At 71.2% G+C, this 16,168-nt stretch carries 14 protein-coding genes; 11 read left to right on the top strand and 3 right to left on the bottom strand.

The features are described 5' to 3' along the window. Positions 1-339 precede the first annotated feature (339 nt). From Q9R47_RS05040 to adk, 6 genes are all read left to right on the top strand, one after another. On the top strand, positions 340-966 hold the full coding sequence (locus tag Q9R47_RS05040) for a MotA/TolQ/ExbB proton channel family protein (protein WP_311232113.1): 627 nt from the start codon (positions 340-342) through the stop codon (positions 964-966). Positions 967-1,056: 90 nt separating this feature from the next. Beyond that, positions 1,057-1,482 carry a biopolymer transporter ExbD gene (locus Q9R47_RS05045; RefSeq protein WP_311232114.1) on the top strand — a complete coding sequence of 142 codons (426 nt, stop codon included), beginning with the start codon at positions 1,057-1,059 and terminating at the stop codon, positions 1,480-1,482. 6 nt (positions 1,483-1,488) lie between these two features. Beyond that, positions 1,489-2,559: a tetraacyldisaccharide 4'-kinase gene (gene lpxK / locus Q9R47_RS05050; protein WP_311232115.1), complete on the top strand. Its 1,071-nt coding sequence runs from the start codon at positions 1,489-1,491 to the stop codon at positions 2,557-2,559. A 23-nt stretch (positions 2,560-2,582) separates the two neighbouring features. Beyond that, the gene (locus Q9R47_RS05055) at positions 2,583-2,765 is read left to right on the top strand and encodes a Trm112 family protein (RefSeq protein ID WP_311232116.1); all 183 of its coding nucleotides are present in this window, start codon (positions 2,583-2,585) and stop codon (positions 2,763-2,765) included. Then, positions 2,762-3,556 carry a 3-deoxy-manno-octulosonate cytidylyltransferase gene (kdsB, locus tag Q9R47_RS05060; protein WP_311232117.1) on the top strand — a complete coding sequence of 265 codons (795 nt, stop codon included), beginning with the start codon at positions 2,762-2,764 and terminating at the stop codon, positions 3,554-3,556. The genes Q9R47_RS05055 and kdsB overlap by 4 nt, the downstream gene beginning before the upstream one ends. Positions 3,557-3,723: 167 nt before the next feature. Then, on the top strand, positions 3,724-4,380 hold the full coding sequence (adk, locus tag Q9R47_RS05065; RefSeq protein ID WP_311232118.1) for an adenylate kinase: 657 nt from the start codon (positions 3,724-3,726) through the stop codon (positions 4,378-4,380). 164 nt (positions 4,381-4,544) lie between these two features. On the opposite strand, the gene Q9R47_RS05070 is transcribed toward adk, so the two are convergent. Beyond that, the gene (locus Q9R47_RS05070) at positions 4,545-5,510 is read right to left on the bottom strand and encodes an asparaginase (RefSeq protein ID WP_311232119.1); all 966 of its coding nucleotides are present in this window, start codon (positions 5,508-5,510) and stop codon (positions 4,545-4,547) included. A 110-nt stretch (positions 5,511-5,620) separates the two neighbouring features. Between Q9R47_RS05070 and lexA the strand changes: the two genes are divergently transcribed. Then, a complete protein-coding gene (gene lexA / locus Q9R47_RS05075) occupies positions 5,621-6,295 on the top strand; it encodes a transcriptional repressor LexA (protein ID WP_311232120.1) in 675 nt (224 codons plus the stop codon). 214 nt (positions 6,296-6,509) lie between these two features. After that, positions 6,510-7,007 (top strand): hypothetical protein, encoded by a 498-nt coding sequence (locus tag Q9R47_RS05080; RefSeq protein WP_311232121.1) that lies wholly within the window; start codon positions 6,510-6,512, stop codon positions 7,005-7,007. 58 nt (positions 7,008-7,065) lie between these two features. On the opposite strand, the gene hrpA is transcribed toward Q9R47_RS05080, so the two are convergent. Beyond that, entirely contained in the window at positions 7,066-11,235 is a 4,170-nt protein-coding gene (gene hrpA, locus Q9R47_RS05085) for an ATP-dependent RNA helicase HrpA (RefSeq protein WP_311232122.1), read from the bottom strand. Positions 11,236-11,404: 169 nt separating this feature from the next. Here hrpA and Q9R47_RS05090 point away from each other — a divergent pair, with 169 nt between their 5' ends. Together Q9R47_RS05090 and argA are read left to right on the top strand one after the other, a co-directional pair. Next, positions 11,405-12,676, top strand: coding sequence for an FAD-dependent oxidoreductase (locus Q9R47_RS05090; protein ID WP_311232123.1), 1,272 nt, complete (start codon positions 11,405-11,407; stop codon positions 12,674-12,676). 88 nt (positions 12,677-12,764) lie between these two features. Further along, entirely contained in the window at positions 12,765-14,111 is a 1,347-nt protein-coding gene (gene argA / locus Q9R47_RS05095) for an amino-acid N-acetyltransferase (protein WP_311232124.1), read from the top strand. A 91-nt stretch (positions 14,112-14,202) separates the two neighbouring features. On the opposite strand, the gene bla is transcribed toward argA, so the two are convergent. Further along, positions 14,203-15,111, bottom strand: a complete 909-nt coding sequence (gene bla, locus Q9R47_RS05100; protein WP_311232125.1) for a class A beta-lactamase — start codon at positions 15,109-15,111, stop codon at positions 14,203-14,205. Between the two features lie 130 nt (positions 15,112-15,241). Between bla and Q9R47_RS05105 the strand changes: the two genes are divergently transcribed. Continuing rightward, the gene (locus Q9R47_RS05105; protein ID WP_311232126.1) at positions 15,242-16,138 is read left to right on the top strand and encodes a LysR family transcriptional regulator; all 897 of its coding nucleotides are present in this window, start codon (positions 15,242-15,244) and stop codon (positions 16,136-16,138) included. Positions 16,139-16,168: the final 30 nt, after the last annotated feature.

Raw genomic sequence — 16,168 nt, forward strand, 5'->3', positions numbered from 1 at the left:
GCCCGCTAGTCCACAACACCCAAGGAGCGATACCGATGGGTCGGAACGTGACCGGGCGCCCGCCAGAGCTATGTTCTTCCGTGCAAGTCATTGATTCATATCGAAATTTTGCTGCGCAATTTTTCATCAATCTGTCAAAGTGTCGATTTGGCGCGCTGCGGCGGGGGTTGCACACCCAGTTGCCCACAAAGTTATCCACAGAAAATGTGGGTGGTTGTGGAAAGCTGGGGGGGCGGCGGGGGTGCGGGACGCAGGTCGCCGAAGGCATCGCCGGCGGCGCCGGGCGGCCATGGCGCTGGGCCATAATCGCGGCCTGCTTCCATCTGCGCGGAGAGAGAATTGCTGTCGATCATACAAGCCGCAGGCTGGCCGATCTGGCCCCTGATTGCCTGCTCCGTCCTGGCGCTGGCCCTCGTGGTGGAGCGCTTCCTCGCTCTCAAGACCGCGCGCGTCGCCCCGCCCAAGCTGCTGGACGAGGCCATGTCCGTCACTTCGCGCAACCTGCCGACGCCGGACGTGGTCAACCAGCTCGCGCAGAACTCCGCCCTCGGCGAAGTGCTGGCCAGCGGCCTGCGCACGCTCAACAGCCACCCGCAGAGCAGCGAGGCGGACGTGCGCGCCGCCATGGAAGGCACGGGCCGCGCGGTCGCCCAGCGGCTCGAGAAATACCTCAACGCCCTCGCCACCATCGCCTCGGCCGCGCCCCTGCTCGGCCTGCTCGGCACGGTGATCGGCATGATCGAGATCTTCGGATCGCAGGGCGGCTCGGCCACGGGCCAGGGCAACCCCGCCCAGCTGGCGCACGGCATCTCGATCGCGCTCTACAACACCGCATTCGGGCTGATCGTCGCGATCCCCACGCTGATCCTCTGGCGCTACTTCCGCAGCCGCGTGGACGCCTACCTCCTCACGCTCGAACTCGCCTCGGAGCAGTTCGTGCGCCATCTCCAGCGCCTGCGCAAGTGAGGTGAACGGCAGGCCGGCCCACTTGTCGCACCGGCCGCCCGCCCCTCCCGAAGCAGCCCGCGCCCACGCCTCTTTTCGCAGGTCCGCCCCATGAACTTCCGCCCCCGTCCGAAGGAAGCGCCGGAGATCAACCTGATCCCGTTCATCGACGTGCTGCTCGTGATCCTCATCTTCCTGATGCTCTCGACCACCTACAGCAAGTTCACCGAGCTGCAGCTCACCCTGCCGGTGGCCGACGCAGAGCAGCAGCGCGACCACCCGCGGGAGGTGATCGTCGCCGTGGCCGCGGACGGGCGCTACGCGGTCAACAAGACCGCCGTGGACGGCAAGGGGGTGGATGCGATCGCCCTCGCGCTCCAGGCCGCGGCCACGGCCGGGCGCGAGAGCGTGGTGATCATCAGCGCCGACGCCAACGCGCCGCACCAGGCCGTGATCTCCGTGATGGAAGCCGCGCGCCGCGTGGGCCTCTCGCAGATCACCTTCGCCACCCAGTCGTCCGCCAGCGCGGGCCGCTGACCGGGCATGCCGCTGCGCGACCGGCGCGCCCCGCGGACGCCCGGCGCCGCACCGCACGCCGAGGCGGCCTTCCAGCGCATCTGGCGCCGCCGTGGAGGGGGGGCCTGGGCGCTGCTGCCGGTGGCGGCAGTCTATGGCGCGCTCTCGGGCCTGCGCGGCGCGCTCTACAAGACCGGCGTGCTGCGCGCCGAGCGCCTGCCGGTGCCCGTGGTGGTGGTCGGCAACGTGGTGGCCGGCGGTGCGGGCAAGACCCCCGTGACCCAGGCGGTGGTGCGGGCGCTGCGCGAGCGCGGCTGGCATCCCGGCGTGGTCTCGCGCGGCTACGGGCGTGCCACCACGGACTGCCGGGAAGTGCTGCCGGACGCCGACGCCGCGGCCGTGGGCGACGAGCCGCTGCTGCTCGCGCGGAGCACCGGTGCTCCGGTGTTCGTCGCCGCGCGCCGGGCCGACGCCGCCCGCGCCCTGCTGCGCCAGCACCCGCGCACCGACGTGGTCATCTGCGACGACGGGCTGCAGCACCTCGCCCTGGCGCGCGACGTGGAGCTGTGCGTATTCAGCGAGGAAGGTGCCGGCAACGGCTGGCTGCTGCCGGCCGGCCCGTTGCGGGAGCCCTGGCCGCGCCGGGTCGATGCCGTGCTGCACGCCGGCGATGCGCCCGAAGGGGCCGAAACCGCTGCGCTGGGAGCGTTCCCCATCCGCCGCTCGCTGGCGGACCATGCGGTCGCCCGGGACGGCGGCACGGTACCCCTGGCACGGCTGCACGGCCAGCCGCTGCATGCGGTGGCCGCCATCGCCCGTCCCGCCGCCTTCTTCGCGATGCTGCGCGGCCGCGGCCTGACGGTGGAGCGGGAAACCGCCCTGCCCGACCATGCCGATTACGGCGGCTGGCCACCCGTGCCCGGCGACGGCCTGCAGGTGGTCTGCACCGAAAAGGATGCCGCCAAGCTCTGGCCACGGTGCCCGGGCGCGCTGGCCGTGCCGCTGGTGGTGGAGATCGCGCCTGCGTTTTTCGAGCGGTTGCATCTGCGGCTGCGGGAGATCGCGGGCCGCTCGCTATCATCGGCTCCCGATTCCTGAACCTCTTTTCCACCTCTACCGCCATGGATCCCAAACTGCTCGAACTGCTGGTCTGCCCGGTCACCAAGGGCCCGCTGACCTACGACCGCGAACGCGGCGAACTGGTGTCGCGCAGCGCGCGGCTCGCCTACCCGGTGCGTGACGGCATTCCGGTGCTGCTGGAGACGGAGGCGCGCACGCTCTCGGACGCGGAGCTGGAAGCGTGAGCGGCGCGGCTGCACCGACCGCCGACTTCACCGTCCTGATCCCGGCCCGCCTGGCCTCCACGCGGCTGCCCGACAAACCGCTCGCCGACATCGGCGGCCTGCCCATGGTGGTGCGGGTCGCGCGGCAGGCCGCACGCAGCGGCGCCGCGCGCGTGGTGGTCGCGGCCGACCATCCCCGCATCCTGGAGGCGTGCGCCACGCACGGCGTCAAGGCGGTCGCCACGCGCGCGGACCATCCGAGCGGCAGCGACCGCCTGGCCGAGGCCTGCGCGCTGCTCGGCCTCGCGGGCGACGACATCGTGGTCAACGTGCAGGGCGACGAGCCGCTGATCGATCCCGCGCTGATCGATGCCGTGGCCGCCCTGCTGCCCGCGCGCCCCGAGGCCTCCATGGGCACGGCCGCCCATGCGATCCACAGTCTCGCCGACTACGCCAACCCGAACGTGGTGAAGGTGGTGCTGGACGGGCGTGGCCTGGCCCACTACTTCAGCCGTGCCTCCATCCCGCATGCGCGGGACCATGCGGGTGCCGCCTGGTGGGAGCCGGGGCACCCGGGCATGCCGGCCGGCTACGCGCCGCTGCGGCACGTCGGCATCTACAGCTACCGTGCAGCCTTCCTGCAGGCCTTCCCCGCCCTGCCGCCCGCCCCCACCGAAGCCGTCGAGGCGCTGGAACAGTTGCGCGCGCTCTGGCACGGGCACCGCATCGCCGTCCACGTGGCCGACGCCGCCCCGGGCCCGGGCGTGGACACCCCCGAAGACCTCGCCAGGGTGCGCGCACTGCTGGGCTGAACCCGCCTGCACGGCGCCTGCGCCGCGCCGTCACGACGGTGTCGCAGTTGTCAGTCAGACGGAAGGACACGCATGCTATCCTTGCCCGCGATTGAAAGCGCCACCCCGGGCCCTACGGCAGCCCCGGGCGTCGCGCGCTGGCCGAATTCAACACTTAGAGGACTTCCATGAGACTGATTCTTTTGGGCGCGCCCGGCGCCGGGAAGGGCACGCAAGCCGCGTTCATCTGCCAGAAATACGGCATTCCGCAGATCTCGACGGGCGACATGCTGCGCGCCGCCGTCAAGGCCGGCACGCCGCTGGGCCTGGAGGCCAAGGCCGTGATGGATGCCGGCAAGCTGGTGAGCGACGACCTCATCATCGGTCTCGTGAAGGACCGCATCGCCCAGCCCGACTGCGCCCAGGGATTCCTCTTCGACGGCTTTCCGCGCACCATTCCCCAGGCCGACGCCATGAAGGCCGCGGGCGTGAAGCTCGATTACGTGCTGGAGATCGACGTGCCGTTCGAGGCCATCGTCGAGCGCATGAGCGGCCGCCGTTCGCACCCCGCCAGCGGGCGCACCTACCACGTGCGCTTCAACCCGCCGAAGGTGGAAGGCAAGGACGACGTCACCGGCGAGGAGCTGATCCAGCGCGAGGACGACAAGGAAGAGACCGTGAAGAAGCGCCTGGAGGTGTACAGCGCCCAGACGCGCCCGCTCGTGGAGTACTACTCCAGCTGGGCCAAGGCCGATCCCGCCAACGCACCGAAGTACCGCGCCATCAGCGGCACGGGTTCGGTCGAAGAGATCACGCAGCGGGCACTCGCCGCGCTCGCGGACTGACATCCGCCTGGCGGGGCCCGGGCCGGGGCACGCGGCCCGGCCAGGGTCCAGCACCAAGACGACGCCGCCTTCGGGCGGCGTTTTTGCGTGCGGGGCCGATCCCCGCTCGTGCTGCCGCCGGCAGCGGCCGGCAGGCGGCCCCCGGCCTCCGGTCCACGCCGCAGTCAGGCGCGCGCCAGCAATTCCAGGAGCAGATCCACGCGCGCCTTCACCGGGCCCATGCCTCGCGCGTCGGGCAGCGTGTCGTCCGGGCGCGGCAGCACGCGGCCCAGGGGGCAGCGCGTGCTCACACGGACCGCCGTTCCCCCCGCCTGCGCCCGCTCCAGCGCGGACTGCAGGCGGTGGTGCAGCGTCCCGTTGCCCGTGGCGGCCACCACGATGCCGTCCACACCGTCCGCGGCCAGCAGTTCCACGGCGCGACCGGTGGCGCCCGCATGGGACAGCACGATCTCCACGCGCGGCCAGGCGGCGGCCTGCGCGACGGCCTGCAGGGCGGAGTCCGCCGACTCCGCGGCCGCGGGCCAGCCTCCGGCCAGCCGCACGGCCCCCTGCTCCACCCAGCCGAGAGGGCCGGCTTCGCCCGAATCGAACGCATGCAGCCGCTGGGGATGCACCTTGCGCACGCCCCGGGCACCATGGATCTCACCGGCCGCCACCGCCACCACGCCGTGCGCGCCGGGCGTGGCGGCCACGGCCACGCCGTCGAGCAGGTTCTGCGGCCCGTCCGGGGCTGTGGCGGTGGCCGGGCGCATGGCGGACACCAGCACCACCGGCTTGTGCCGCGCGCCAGCCAGCACCCGGTGCAGGAACCACGCGGTCTCCTCCAGCGTGTCGGTGCCGTGCGTCACCACGACCGCGCGCACGCCGGGGTCGGCCAGGTGCGCGGCACACCGCAGCGCCAGCGCCTTCCAGACGTCCTCGTCCATGTCCTTGCTGTCGATCTGGGCCACCTGCTCCGACACGAGCTGCGCCGCGCCGGCGGCCTGCGCCAGCCCGGGCACGGCGTCCAGAAGCGCGCCGATGCCCACCTGCGCGGCCGTGTAGCCGATGGTGTCTTCCGCGCTGGCAGCCGTTCCGGCGATGGTTCCGCCGGTGCCGAGCACCACGATTTTTTCTGCACCCACTTGCATTGCCTTTAGAAACTGTTTAAAAATACAGTGACTGGATCGAACCACAGGGTTGGCCGATCCGCCCCTTCCAGCGCCGGTCCGGCGCCAATATCCTTCACCGGAGTGCCCGCATGCTCGACAGCCCCAAGCTCACCGCCCGCCAGCAGCAGATCCTCGACCTCATCCAGACGGCCATCGCCCGCACCGGCGCGCCGCCCACGCGGGCCGAGATCGCTGCGGAGTTCGGTTTCAAGTCCGCCAACGCGGCCGAAGAGCACCTGCAGGCGCTCGCGCGCAAGGGCGTCATCGAACTGGTGAGCGGCACGTCCCGCGGCATCCGCCTGCGGGGCGAGGCCGTGCGGTCCATCAATGCCGCCCGCGGCACCCAGTTCCACCTGCCCATTCCCGGCATCTCGCAGCTCATGCTGCCGCTGATCGGCCGCGTCGCAGCCGGCTCGCCGATTCTCGCCGAGGAACATGTGGACCAGACCTACAGCGTCGAAGGCAGCCTGTTCCAGCACAAGCCCGACTACCTGCTCAAGGTGCGCGGCATGTCGATGCGCGATGCCGGCATCATGGACGGCGACCTGCTCGCCGTGCAGTCCACGCGCGATGCACGCAACGGGCAGATCATCGTGGCCCGCCTGGGTGATGAGGTCACGGTGAAGCGCCTGCGCCGCACGGCGGGCTCCATCGAGCTGCTGCCGGAGAACCCCGACTACCCGATCATCACCGTGCAGCCGGGCGAAGCCTTCGAGATCGAAGGCCTGGCCGTCGGGCTCATCCGCAACACGATGCTGATGTAACCGCAGCGGGCTCCGCTCGGAACGGCGGTCGCACGGCATCTCTCGGGTGCCGGGCCAGGCTGCCGCATTCCCTGCACCCCTCCTTCCAGCGTTGCCCAGGTGGCGGGCGCTGGCCCTCCCCTTCGCGTGGATGGCCAACCCTGCGGCATCGCCCTGCCTGTTCGAGGCCAATCCTGCCAGTGTTCAACCCATCCTGACCGCTGGAGATTTTTTCATGGCAAAGGCTCTGCTCGATTTCACGGCCCTCTCTTCGTTCCGTCCGCTGCGCGGGCTCTTCCGGTGGCTGCGGGGCGCTCCGGCGGCCCGCAGCGAGGCCGCGGCCCCGGCCTGGTCGCGCTGGCCGCACCGTCCGGCCTGCACCGTGCATGGCGCGGTGGACGAGCCGATGCGCCCGCGTGCCCACCGTGACGAGAACATCGAAGGCGAAGGTCCGGCCGCAGCTGGTTCGACCGCTGCCGGTCAACCGGCCAGCCACCTCGGCGGCATTTTCACCTCCACAACCCCCGTTCTCGCACTCCCGGCTCCCGCCGAGCGGGGCGCGCGCCACGCAGCCGCCTCGGGGCGCGGCTGCACGGCCCGGGTCCCGGGGCCGGTGCGGGTGGTCCAGCGCCGCCATGCGGGGACGCCGGAGCGTTTCGTGATCTCCGGCCGCATGGCCGACGTGCGGGCGGAGCTGGAACGCTGGGCCGCTGCCGAGGCGGTGCTGAACTGATGGGGGCAAGGCGCTCTTGCCGAGCGTCTTCACGGCCCAGCAGAAAGGTTTCCGCTTCTCAGCTGTTGATCTGCGCCCAGAGCTTGTCCAGCCGCTTCACGCTCACCGGCTGCGGCGTGCGCAGCTCCTGCGCGAAGAAGCTCACCCGCAGTTCCTCCAGCAGCCAGCGCAGCTCCTGCATGCGCGCATCCACCTGGCCCTTGCGCTCCGCCACCAGGCGCCAGTAGCGCTGCTCCTGCGGACGCAGTTCCGCGAGCCGGGTGGCGTCGCGCGCGGCATCGGTGCGCACCTTGTCCAGGCGCAGCGTGATGGCCTTCAAATAACGCGCGAAGTGCGCGAGCTGCGACCAGGGCGCGGCGGCCAGGAAGTTCTTCGGCATGAGCCGCTGCAGTTGCTGTTGGGCGTCCTGCGTGGCATCGGGCGCGGCTTTCGTGTCCTTGATCTTGCGGGCCGCCGCGGCGTATTCGAGCAGGATCGCACCGGCCAGCCGGGCGACCTCGTTGGCGATCAGCGTGAGCCGGCCCCGGCCTTCCTGCACCCGGCGCTGGAAGTCCGCGTCCGTCGTCGGCAGGGGTTCGACCAGGAAGGCCCGGTCCAGCGCCACGTCGATGATCTGCGCGCGCAGTTCCTCCTGCGTACCCAGCGGCATATAGGCCACCGCCATCTTCTGCAGGTCCGGGATGTTCTTTTCAAGGTACTTGAGCGCATCCTTGATCTGCAGCGCGAACAGCCGGCGCAGGCCCGCGCGGTGGCGCGCCGCGGCCACCCCGGGTTCGTCGAACACCTCGATGGTCACGGCATCGCCGCCATCGATGAGCGCCGGGAAGCCGATCAGCGTCTGCCCGCCCTTGCGGATCTCCATGAGCTCTGGCAATTCGCCGAAGGTCCAGGCCGTGTAGCGCTGGCCCGCCGGCACGGCGGCCGGCGCGGGTGCGGGAGCGGCCACCGGGCCGGCGCTGGCCGGTATTGCGGCGGCGGAAGCCGCACGCCCGTCTCCGGGCCTGCCGTGCGCTCCTCCGCCCTTGCGGGAGCGTTCAGAAGCGGGCGTCTCCGCAGGGGCCACGTCGGGCTCGGGCTCTGGAGCGGCGCCCGCGAGCTTGAGCCCCGCCAGGGCCTGGAAGGCCCCCCGGGCCCTGGCGCCCCATTCGGCCTTGAGTGCGCCCAGGTTGCGGCCCTGGCCCAACTGCCGTCCGTCCTCGTGCACCACGCGGAAGTTCATGAACAGGTGCGGGCTCAGCATGTCGAGCTTGAAGTCCGCGCGCTTCACATCGAGCGAGGTCTCGTCACGCACCTGCTTGAGCAGCACGTCCACCAGGCTGCCCTGCCCGAAGCGCTCGGGCGTGCCGAGCAGCTCGGCCAGGCGCGCGGCGTTGTCCGGCAGCGGCACGAAGCGGCTGCGCGGGCGCTGCGGCAGGCTTTTGAGCAGCGCCTGGATCTTGTCCTTGAGCATGCCGGGCACCAGCCATTCGCAGCGGTCCTCGCTCACCTGGTTGAGCACGAAGAGCGGCACCGTGACGGTGACGCCGTCGCGCGGGTCTCCGGGTTCGTGCAGGTAGGTGGCCGCGCAGTCCACCCCGCCCAGCCGCACCATGCGCGGGAAGGCGCTGGTGGTGATGCCCGCGGCCTCGTGCCGCATCAGCTCGTCGCGGGTGAGCTTGAGCAGGTCCGGCTTCGCCCGGCTGGCCTCGCGGTACCAGGTTTCGAAATCCGCGCCGGTGCAGATGTCGGCAGGCACCTGCTGGTCGTAGAAGGCATAGATGAGCTCTTCGTCCACCAGCACGTCCTGGCGGCGCGACTTGTGCTCCAGCTCCTCCACCTTGGCGATGAGCTTGCGGTTGGCGGGCAGGAACGGCAGCCGGCGCTCCCAGTCCTGCGGCCACTGGTCGCCGACCAGCGCCTCGCGCAGGAAGATATCGCGCGCGGTGCGCGGGTCCACCTTTCCGAAGTTCACGCGCCGGTTGTTGTAGATGACGATGCCGTAGAGCGTGGCGCGCTCCAGCGCCGTCACCTGCGCGGCCTTGCGCTCCCAGTGCGGGTCCAGCATCTGCTTCTTGAGCAGGTGGCCGCCCATCTCCTCGATCCACTGGGGCTCGATGGCCGCGATGCCGCGACCGAAGAGGCGCGTGGTCTCGACCAGTTCCGCCGCCACGATCCAGCGCCCGGGCTTTTTCGACAGGTGGGCACCGGGATGCTTGTAGAACTTGATGCCGCGCGCGCCGAGGTACCAGTCCTCTTCCTCGCTCTTCACGCCGATGTTGCCGAGCAGGCCGGCGAGCATGGAGCGGTGGATCTGCTCGTAGCTGGCCGGCTGCGGATTGATGCGCCAGCGGTGCTCGGTGACCACGGTGAGCAGCTGCGTGTGGATGTCGCGCCACTCGCGCAGGCGCCGGATGCTGATGAAGTTCTGGCGCAGCAGCGATTCGTACTGCCGGTTGCTCAACTTGTGGGTGGGCGCCGCAGCCGGCACGGACGCGGTGGCTGCCGCGGAGGCCGCCGCCTCGGCGCTGCCGCGCAACTGGCGCTGCGCCACCGGCAGCACCGCCTGCGAGGGAGCGCCCTTGCGCGCGGCGTCGCGCTGCGCCCGCGCGGACGGCAGGCTCGGCGCGCCGCCGCGGGCCTCGTTGATCCATTTCCAGAGCTTGAGGTAGCCGCTGAATTCGCTCTTCTCGTCGTCGAACTTGGCGTGGGCCTGGTCGGCCTGCTGCTGCGCCTCGAGCGGCCGGTCGCGCACGTCCTGCACCGACAGGGCCGAGGCGATCACCAGTACTTCGTCCAGCGCCTGGCGGTCGCGCGCCTCCAGGATCATGCGGCCCACGCGCGGGTCGAGCGGCAGGCGCGAGAGCTCCACGCCCATGGGCGTGAGTTCGTTGGCATCGTCCACCGCGCCGAGTTCGGCCAGCAACTGGTAGCCGTCGGCGATCGCGCGGCCCGAGGGCGCCTCGATGAACGGAAACTGCGCCACGTCGCCCAGGTGCAGCGACTTCATGCGCAGGATCACGCCCGCGAGCGAGGAGCGCAGGATTTCCGGATCGGTGAAGCGCGGCCGACCGTTGAAGTCGGGTTCGTCGTAGAGCCGGATGCAGATGCCGTTGGCCACCCGGCCGCAACGGCCCGCCCGCTGGTTGGCCGCCGCCTGGCTCACGGGCTCGATCAGCAGTTGCTCGACCTTGCTGCGGAAGCTGTAGCGCTTCACGCGCGCGGTACCGGCGTCGATCACGTAGCGGACCCCCGGCACCGTGAGCGAGGTTTCGGCCACGTTGGTCGCCAGCACGATGCGGCGGCCGGTGTGGCCTTCGAAGATGCGGTCCTGCTCGGCCTGGGAGAGGCGCGCGAACAGCGGCAGCACTTCGGCGCCGCGCATCACGGGCTGGTGCGAGAGGTGCTTGCGCAGGTGGTCCGCGGCCTCGCGGATCTCGCGCTCGCCCGGCAGGAAGACGAGGATGTCGCCCGCCGCATTGCCGGACCAGAGCTCGTCCACGCCGTCCGCGATCGCTTCGTTCAGGCCATAGTCGCGGCTTTCCTCGAAGGGCCGGTAGCGCTGCTCCACCGGAAAGGTGCGTCCCGACACGTAGATGACGGGTGCAGGCCCCTTGGCGGATTCGAAATGCTTCGCGAACCGCTCGGCATCGATCGTGGCCGAGGTGACCACGATCTTCAGGTCGGGACGGCGCGGCAGGATCTGTCGGAGGTAGCCCAGCAGGAAGTCGATGTTCAGGCTGCGCTCGTGGGCCTCGTCGATGATGATCGTGTCGTAGGCGGTCAGCAGCGGATCGGTCTGCGTCTCGGCCAGCAGGATGCCGTCCGTCATCAGCTTGACGGAGGCGTCGCGCGACAGCCGGTCCTGGAAGCGGACCTTGTAGCCCACCACGTCGCCCAGCGGCGTGTGCAGCTCTTCGGCGATGCGCTTGGCGACGCTGCTCGCCGCGATCCGGCGCGGCTGCGTGTGGCCGATCAGGCGGCCCTTCTCGCCCGGTTTGGCATGGCATTTGCCGCGGCCGAGCGCCAGCGCGATCTTGGGCAGCTGCGTGGTCTTGCCGGAGCCGGTTTCGCCGCAGACGATGATGACCTGGTGCGCCTGCATGGCGGCCATGATCTCTTCGCGCTTGCCCGAGACCGGCAGGCCCGGCGGGAACTCGATGCGCAGGGGCGCGGCCGGGGCCTCGCGGCGCGGCGGTGCGGTCGGGGCGGATGTGGGGAGGGGGGATTTCGGGGGCGCGGAACCGGTCATAGAGACCCGCATTATCCGAACGATCCGTTGGCGTGGTGCAATGGAGGCCTTCCCGGTCACCCTGCGACCGGCCCGCCCGATGCCCTCCGCCGTTCCAATTCCAGGCCCCACTCCTGTTCCCGCCCCCGCCGTTCTGCCGTCTTCCCCTGCCGCCGAGCGCCGCCGGCACGTGGTGGTGATTGGCGCCGGCATCGTGGGCGCCGTGTGTGCGGTGGAGATCCTGCGGACCGGCCGCAGCGTGACGCTGCTGAACCCGCATCCCGCCGCCGGCCCGGAGGCGACCAGCTACGGCAATGCCGGCTGGCTGTCATCGCATTCGATCCTGCCGCCCTCCGGCCCGGGCATGTGGAAGCAGATTCCTGCCCTCCTCACGGACCCGGACGGGCCGCTCGCCGTGCGCTGGGGCTACCTGCCGCGCGCCCTGCCCTGGCTGTCGCGCTTCCTGCATGCCGGGGGCACGCCGGACCGCGTCGCGCGCACCGCGCATGCGCTGCGGCAGCTGTTGCGCGATGCACCCGCATTGCATGCACGCCTGGCGGCAGACGCCGGCGTGCCGCACCTCGTCGCCCGGCGCGGCCTGCTGCACGTGTATCCCTCGCGCGAGGGTTTCGAGGCGGATGCGCCGGGCTGGCGCTTGCGGGCGCAGGAAGGCATCGCCTTCGAGACGCTGGAAGGCGGCGATCTGCGCGCGCAGGAGCCGGACCTGCTGCCCGCGTACCGCTTCGGTGTGCGCGTCGACGAGGCGGGCCACTGCGCCGATCCGGGTAGCTATCTGGCCGCCCTGCTGGCCCATGCACAGACGCTGGGAGCGCGCTGGGTGACGGGCGAGGCGACGGGGCTGCGGATCGAGGCCGGCCGGCTCGTCGCGGTGCGCACCGGCCAGGGCGACCTGCCGTGCGATGCGGCGGTGATCGCGGCGGGCGCGTATTCGAAGGCCCTGGCCCGCGATGCCGGCGACCGCGTGTGGCTGGACACCGAACGCGGCTACCACGCGATGCTGGACGTGCGCGCCGGCCCCGGTGCGCCGCCGCCCGGCCCGCGCACCTCGACCATGGTGATGGACCGCAAGCTCATCGTGCACCAGATGGCGCACGGCCTGCGCGTGGCCGGCCAGGTGGAGATCGCGGGGCTGCAGGCCGAACCCGACTGGCGCCGCGCACGCATCCTGCTGCGGCATCTGCTCGATCTGTACCCGGCGCTGCCGCGCGCGCCGCTCGAAGAGGGCGCGAGACTCTGGATGGGCCGGCGCCCGAGCACCAGCGACGGTCTGCCCTGCATCGGTCCCGCATCTTCCAGCGCGGACGTGGTCCATGCCTACGGGCACGGACACGTGGGCCTCGGGTCCTCGGCCCGCACGGGCCGCCTGGTCGCGCAGCTGCTGGACGGGCGAACGCCCGAAATCGACCTGGCGCCCTTCAGCCCGCAGCGCTGGCGACGATAATCCGGCGCGCACCGGAAAACGCTCTCCTTCCCACGCAACCCCTGCCTCCGGGCAGGCTCCGGGTCCCGCCTCCCTCCCGCATCCTTCCATGTCCGCAGTCTTCAATTTCACCTTCGTTCCCTGGTTCCGATCGGTGGCTCCGTACATCCACAAGTTCCGCCACCAGACCTTCGTGATCGCCCTGACCGGCGAGGCGATCGCGGCCGGCAAGCTGCAGTCGATCGCGCAGGACCTCGCGATGATCCAGGCCATGGGCGTGAAGATCGTGCTGGTGCACGGCTTCCGTCCGCAGGTGAACGAGCAGCTCGCAGCCAAGGGCCATGCGGCGCGCTATTCGCACGGCATCCGCATCACCGATTCGGTGGCGCTGGACTGCGCGCAGGAAGCGGCCGGACAGTTGCGCTACGAGATCGAGGCCGCGTTCAGCCAGGGTCTGCCCAACACGCCGATGGCGGGTTCCACCGTGCGCGTGATCTCGGGCAACTTCATCACCGCGCGCCCCGTGGGCATCGTGGACGGCGTGGATTTCAAGCATTCGGGCCTGGTGCGCAAGGTGGATGTGGCGGGCATCCGCCGTTCGCTGGAGATGGATGCGCTGGTGCTGCTCTCGCCCTTCGGCTTCTCGCCGACGGGCGAGGCCTTCAATCTCACGATGGAAGAAGTGGCAACCTCGGTGGCGATCGCGCTCAAGGCGGACAAGCTCGTCTTCGTCTGCGAGGTGCCCGGCATCCGCACCGACCCGGAGCAGCCCGAGAGCGAGGACAACCCGATCGACACCGAGCTGCCGCTCGCCCAGGCGCGCCAGATGCTCGCGCGCGTGCCGCCGGGCCAGAAGCCCACCGACACGGCGTTCTACCTGCAGCACTGCGTGAAGGCCTGCCAGAACGGCGTGGAGCGCAGCCACATCATCCCCTTCGCGGTGGACGGCGCGCTGCTGCTGGAGATCTACGTGCACGACGGCATCGGCACCATGGTGGTGGACGAGAAGCTCGAGGAGCTGCGCGAGGCCACGCCGGACGACGTGGGCGGCATCCTGCAGCTCATCGAGCCGTTCGAGAAGGACGGCACCCTCGTCAAGCGCGATCGCACCGAGATCGAGCGCGACATCGCCAACTACACCATCATCGAGCACGACGGCGTGATCTTCGGCTGCGCCGCGCTCTACCCCTACCCCGAGGCCGGCACCGCCGAGATGGCCGCCGTCACGGTGTCGCCGCAGAGCCAGGGCACGGGCGACGGAGAGAAGCTGCTCAAGCGCATCGAGCAGCGCGCCCGCGCCATGGGCCTGAAGAGCCTGTTCGTGCTCACCACCCGCACGATGCACTGGTTCATCAAGCGCGGCTTCCAGCCGGTCGATCCCGAGTGGCTGCCGGAAGCGCGCAAGAAGAAATACAACTGGGACCGGCGCAGCCAGGTGCTGGTGAAGAACCTGTAAGCCGCTCCGGGCCAACCGCTCGCTGGGCCCGTCGCGGCTGGGACGGCAGCGGCCATAAGGGCGCACCGCCGGTCCTCCGGCCGATCCGCCGTCACGGGGATTTCGAAGCCCAGCGGGAGGCCAGGGCACCTACCCGGGCGATGGCCGCGTCGCGCGCGTCCGCCGCGGCCGGGCTGCCGGTCAGATAGCAGCTCACCATCACCGGAGCGCGGTCCGGCGGCCAGAACAGGCCCACGTCGTTGCTGGTGCCGCGCGGCCCCGTGCCGGTCTTCTCTCCGACGCGCCAGCCCTCGGGCATGCCGGCCCGCAGGCGCTTGTCGCCCGTGCGGTTGCCGACGAGCCAGGCGAGCAGCCGCGCGCGCGCTGCGGTGGACAGCGCCTCGCCCTGCGTGACCGCCCAGGTGGTGCGCGCCATGGCGCGCGGCGTGGTGGTGTCGCGCACCTCGCCGGGCGGCACGTCGTTGAGTTCGGGCTCTTTGCGGTCCAGCCGCGTGTGGGTGTCTCCCAGCGAACGCAGCCAGGCGGTGAGTTCGAGCGGCCCGCCCTGGGTGCCGAGCAGCAGGTTGGCCGCGGTGTTGTCGCTCAGCGTGACGGCGGCTTCGCAGAGCTGCTCCACCGTCATGCCGTCGCCATCCGCATGGCGTTCCGTGGCTGGCGAATACTCCACCAGGTCGCTCTTGCGGTAGGTGATGCGGCGGTCCAGCCGTTCCTGCCCCTGGTCCGCCCGCCGCAGCACATGGGCCGCCAGCAGCATCTTGAAGGTGCTGCACATCGGGAAGCGCTCGTCGCCGCGGTGGGCGGCCTGCCGCCCGGTGGACATGTCGAGCAGCGCCACGCCCAGGCGGCCGCCGACGGAGGATTCGATCTCCTGCAACGCGGCGGCCAGCGCACCGGCTTCGGAACCCGACCCCCTGGAATTCTTGGTCCCGGCCCAGCTGCCGCCCGCCCAGGGCACGAGCGCGCCCGCCACTGCGGACACCATCCAGGTTCTTCTCTGCATCGCCATTCGGTATTGCTCCATCGAGGTTGTGAATGGGGGGACGATACCGCCGGGCCGCCGCACTGACCACCGACGATAATTGCGCACTCCCCCAAGAAAAACTTCACCCTCGCCCGCTGGCCGTTTCCCCATGCATCTGCCGCTCAACGCCCTGCGCGCCTTCGAAGTGTCGGCCCGGCACCTGAACCTCACGCGGGCCGCCGAGGAGCTGCACGTCACGCAGACCGCGGTAAGCCAGCACATCCGCAACCTGGAAGACCGCCTGGGCAAGCCGCTCTTTCGCCGGCTGCCGCGCGGACTGGCGCTGACCGACGAAGGGCTGGCGCTGCTGCCGGCGCTGGCGGACGCCTTCGGCCGCATCGAGCGCGCGCTGGCGCAGTGCGGCGACACGCGTCCGCGCGAGGTGCTCACCGTGGGCGCGGTCGGCACCTTCGCCGTGGGCTGGCTGCTGCCGCGGCTGCAGGCGTTCCAGCAGCAGTGCCCGTTCGTGGACCTGCGCCTGCTCACCAACAACAACCGCGTGGACCTGGCGGGCGAAGGACTGGACTGCGCGATCCGCTTCGGCGATGGCGCCTGGCACGGGACCGAGGCCGACCACCTGCTGGAAGCGCCGCTGACGGCCATGTGCTCGCCCGCCCTCGCCGCCCGCCTGCGCGCGCCGGCCGGCCTGGCCCGCGAGGCGCTGCTGCGCTCCTACCGCGCCGATGAATGGGCGGCCTGGTTCGGCGCGGCCGGCGTGCCCTGCCCGGTGGTGCGCGGCACGGTCTTCGATTCGTCCCTGGCGCTGGCGGAAGCGGCGGCCCAGGGTGCGGGCGTGGCGCTGCTGCCGGCGCTGCTGTTCGAGCGCGAACTGCGCCAGGGGCGGCTGGTGCGGCCCTTCCGGGCCGAGATCGCGCTGGGCGCCTACTGGCTCACGCGCCTGCGCTCGCGCGCGCCCTCGGCGGGCCTGGCGGCATTCCGCGACTGGCTGCTCGCTACCTGCGCGGAGAACCGGCCGGCAGTGGATACCGCGCCGGCCATGCCCTGAAGCCGTACCGCCGCCCCGCTCCATGCCGCA

Origin of the sequence: Acidovorax sp. PRC11 (assembly GCF_031844105.1) — a bacterium.
In the GTDB taxonomy this organism is placed as follows: domain Bacteria; phylum Pseudomonadota; class Gammaproteobacteria; order Burkholderiales; family Burkholderiaceae_C; genus Paracidovorax.

Bases quoted from the DNA above. Each gene is read 5' to 3' on its own strand.
- Q9R47_RS05070 (WP_311232119.1), bottom strand. From the start codon at position 5,510: ATGCAAGTGGGTGCAGAAAAAATCGTGGTGCTCGGCACCGGCGGAACC.
- hrpA (WP_311232122.1), bottom strand. From the start codon at position 11,235: ATGACCGGTTCCGCGCCCCCGAAATCCCCCCTCCCCACATCCGCCCCG.
- Q9R47_RS05055 (WP_311232116.1), top strand. From the start codon at position 2,583: ATGGATCCCAAACTGCTCGAACTGCTGGTCTGCCCGGTCACCAAGGGC.
- argA (WP_311232124.1), top strand. From the start codon at position 12,765: ATGTCCGCAGTCTTCAATTTCACCTTCGTTCCCTGGTTCCGATCGGTG.
- bla (WP_311232125.1), bottom strand. From the start codon at position 15,111: ATGCAGAGAAGAACCTGGATGGTGTCCGCAGTGGCGGGCGCGCTCGTG.
- lpxK (WP_311232115.1), top strand. From the start codon at position 1,489: ATGCCGCTGCGCGACCGGCGCGCCCCGCGGACGCCCGGCGCCGCACCG.
- lexA (WP_311232120.1), top strand. From the start codon at position 5,621: ATGCTCGACAGCCCCAAGCTCACCGCCCGCCAGCAGCAGATCCTCGAC.
- Q9R47_RS05080 (WP_311232121.1), top strand. From the start codon at position 6,510: ATGGCAAAGGCTCTGCTCGATTTCACGGCCCTCTCTTCGTTCCGTCCG.
- Q9R47_RS05105 (WP_311232126.1), top strand. From the start codon at position 15,242: ATGCATCTGCCGCTCAACGCCCTGCGCGCCTTCGAAGTGTCGGCCCGG.
- adk (WP_311232118.1), top strand. From the start codon at position 3,724: ATGAGACTGATTCTTTTGGGCGCGCCCGGCGCCGGGAAGGGCACGCAA.
- Q9R47_RS05045 (WP_311232114.1), top strand. From the start codon at position 1,057: ATGAACTTCCGCCCCCGTCCGAAGGAAGCGCCGGAGATCAACCTGATC.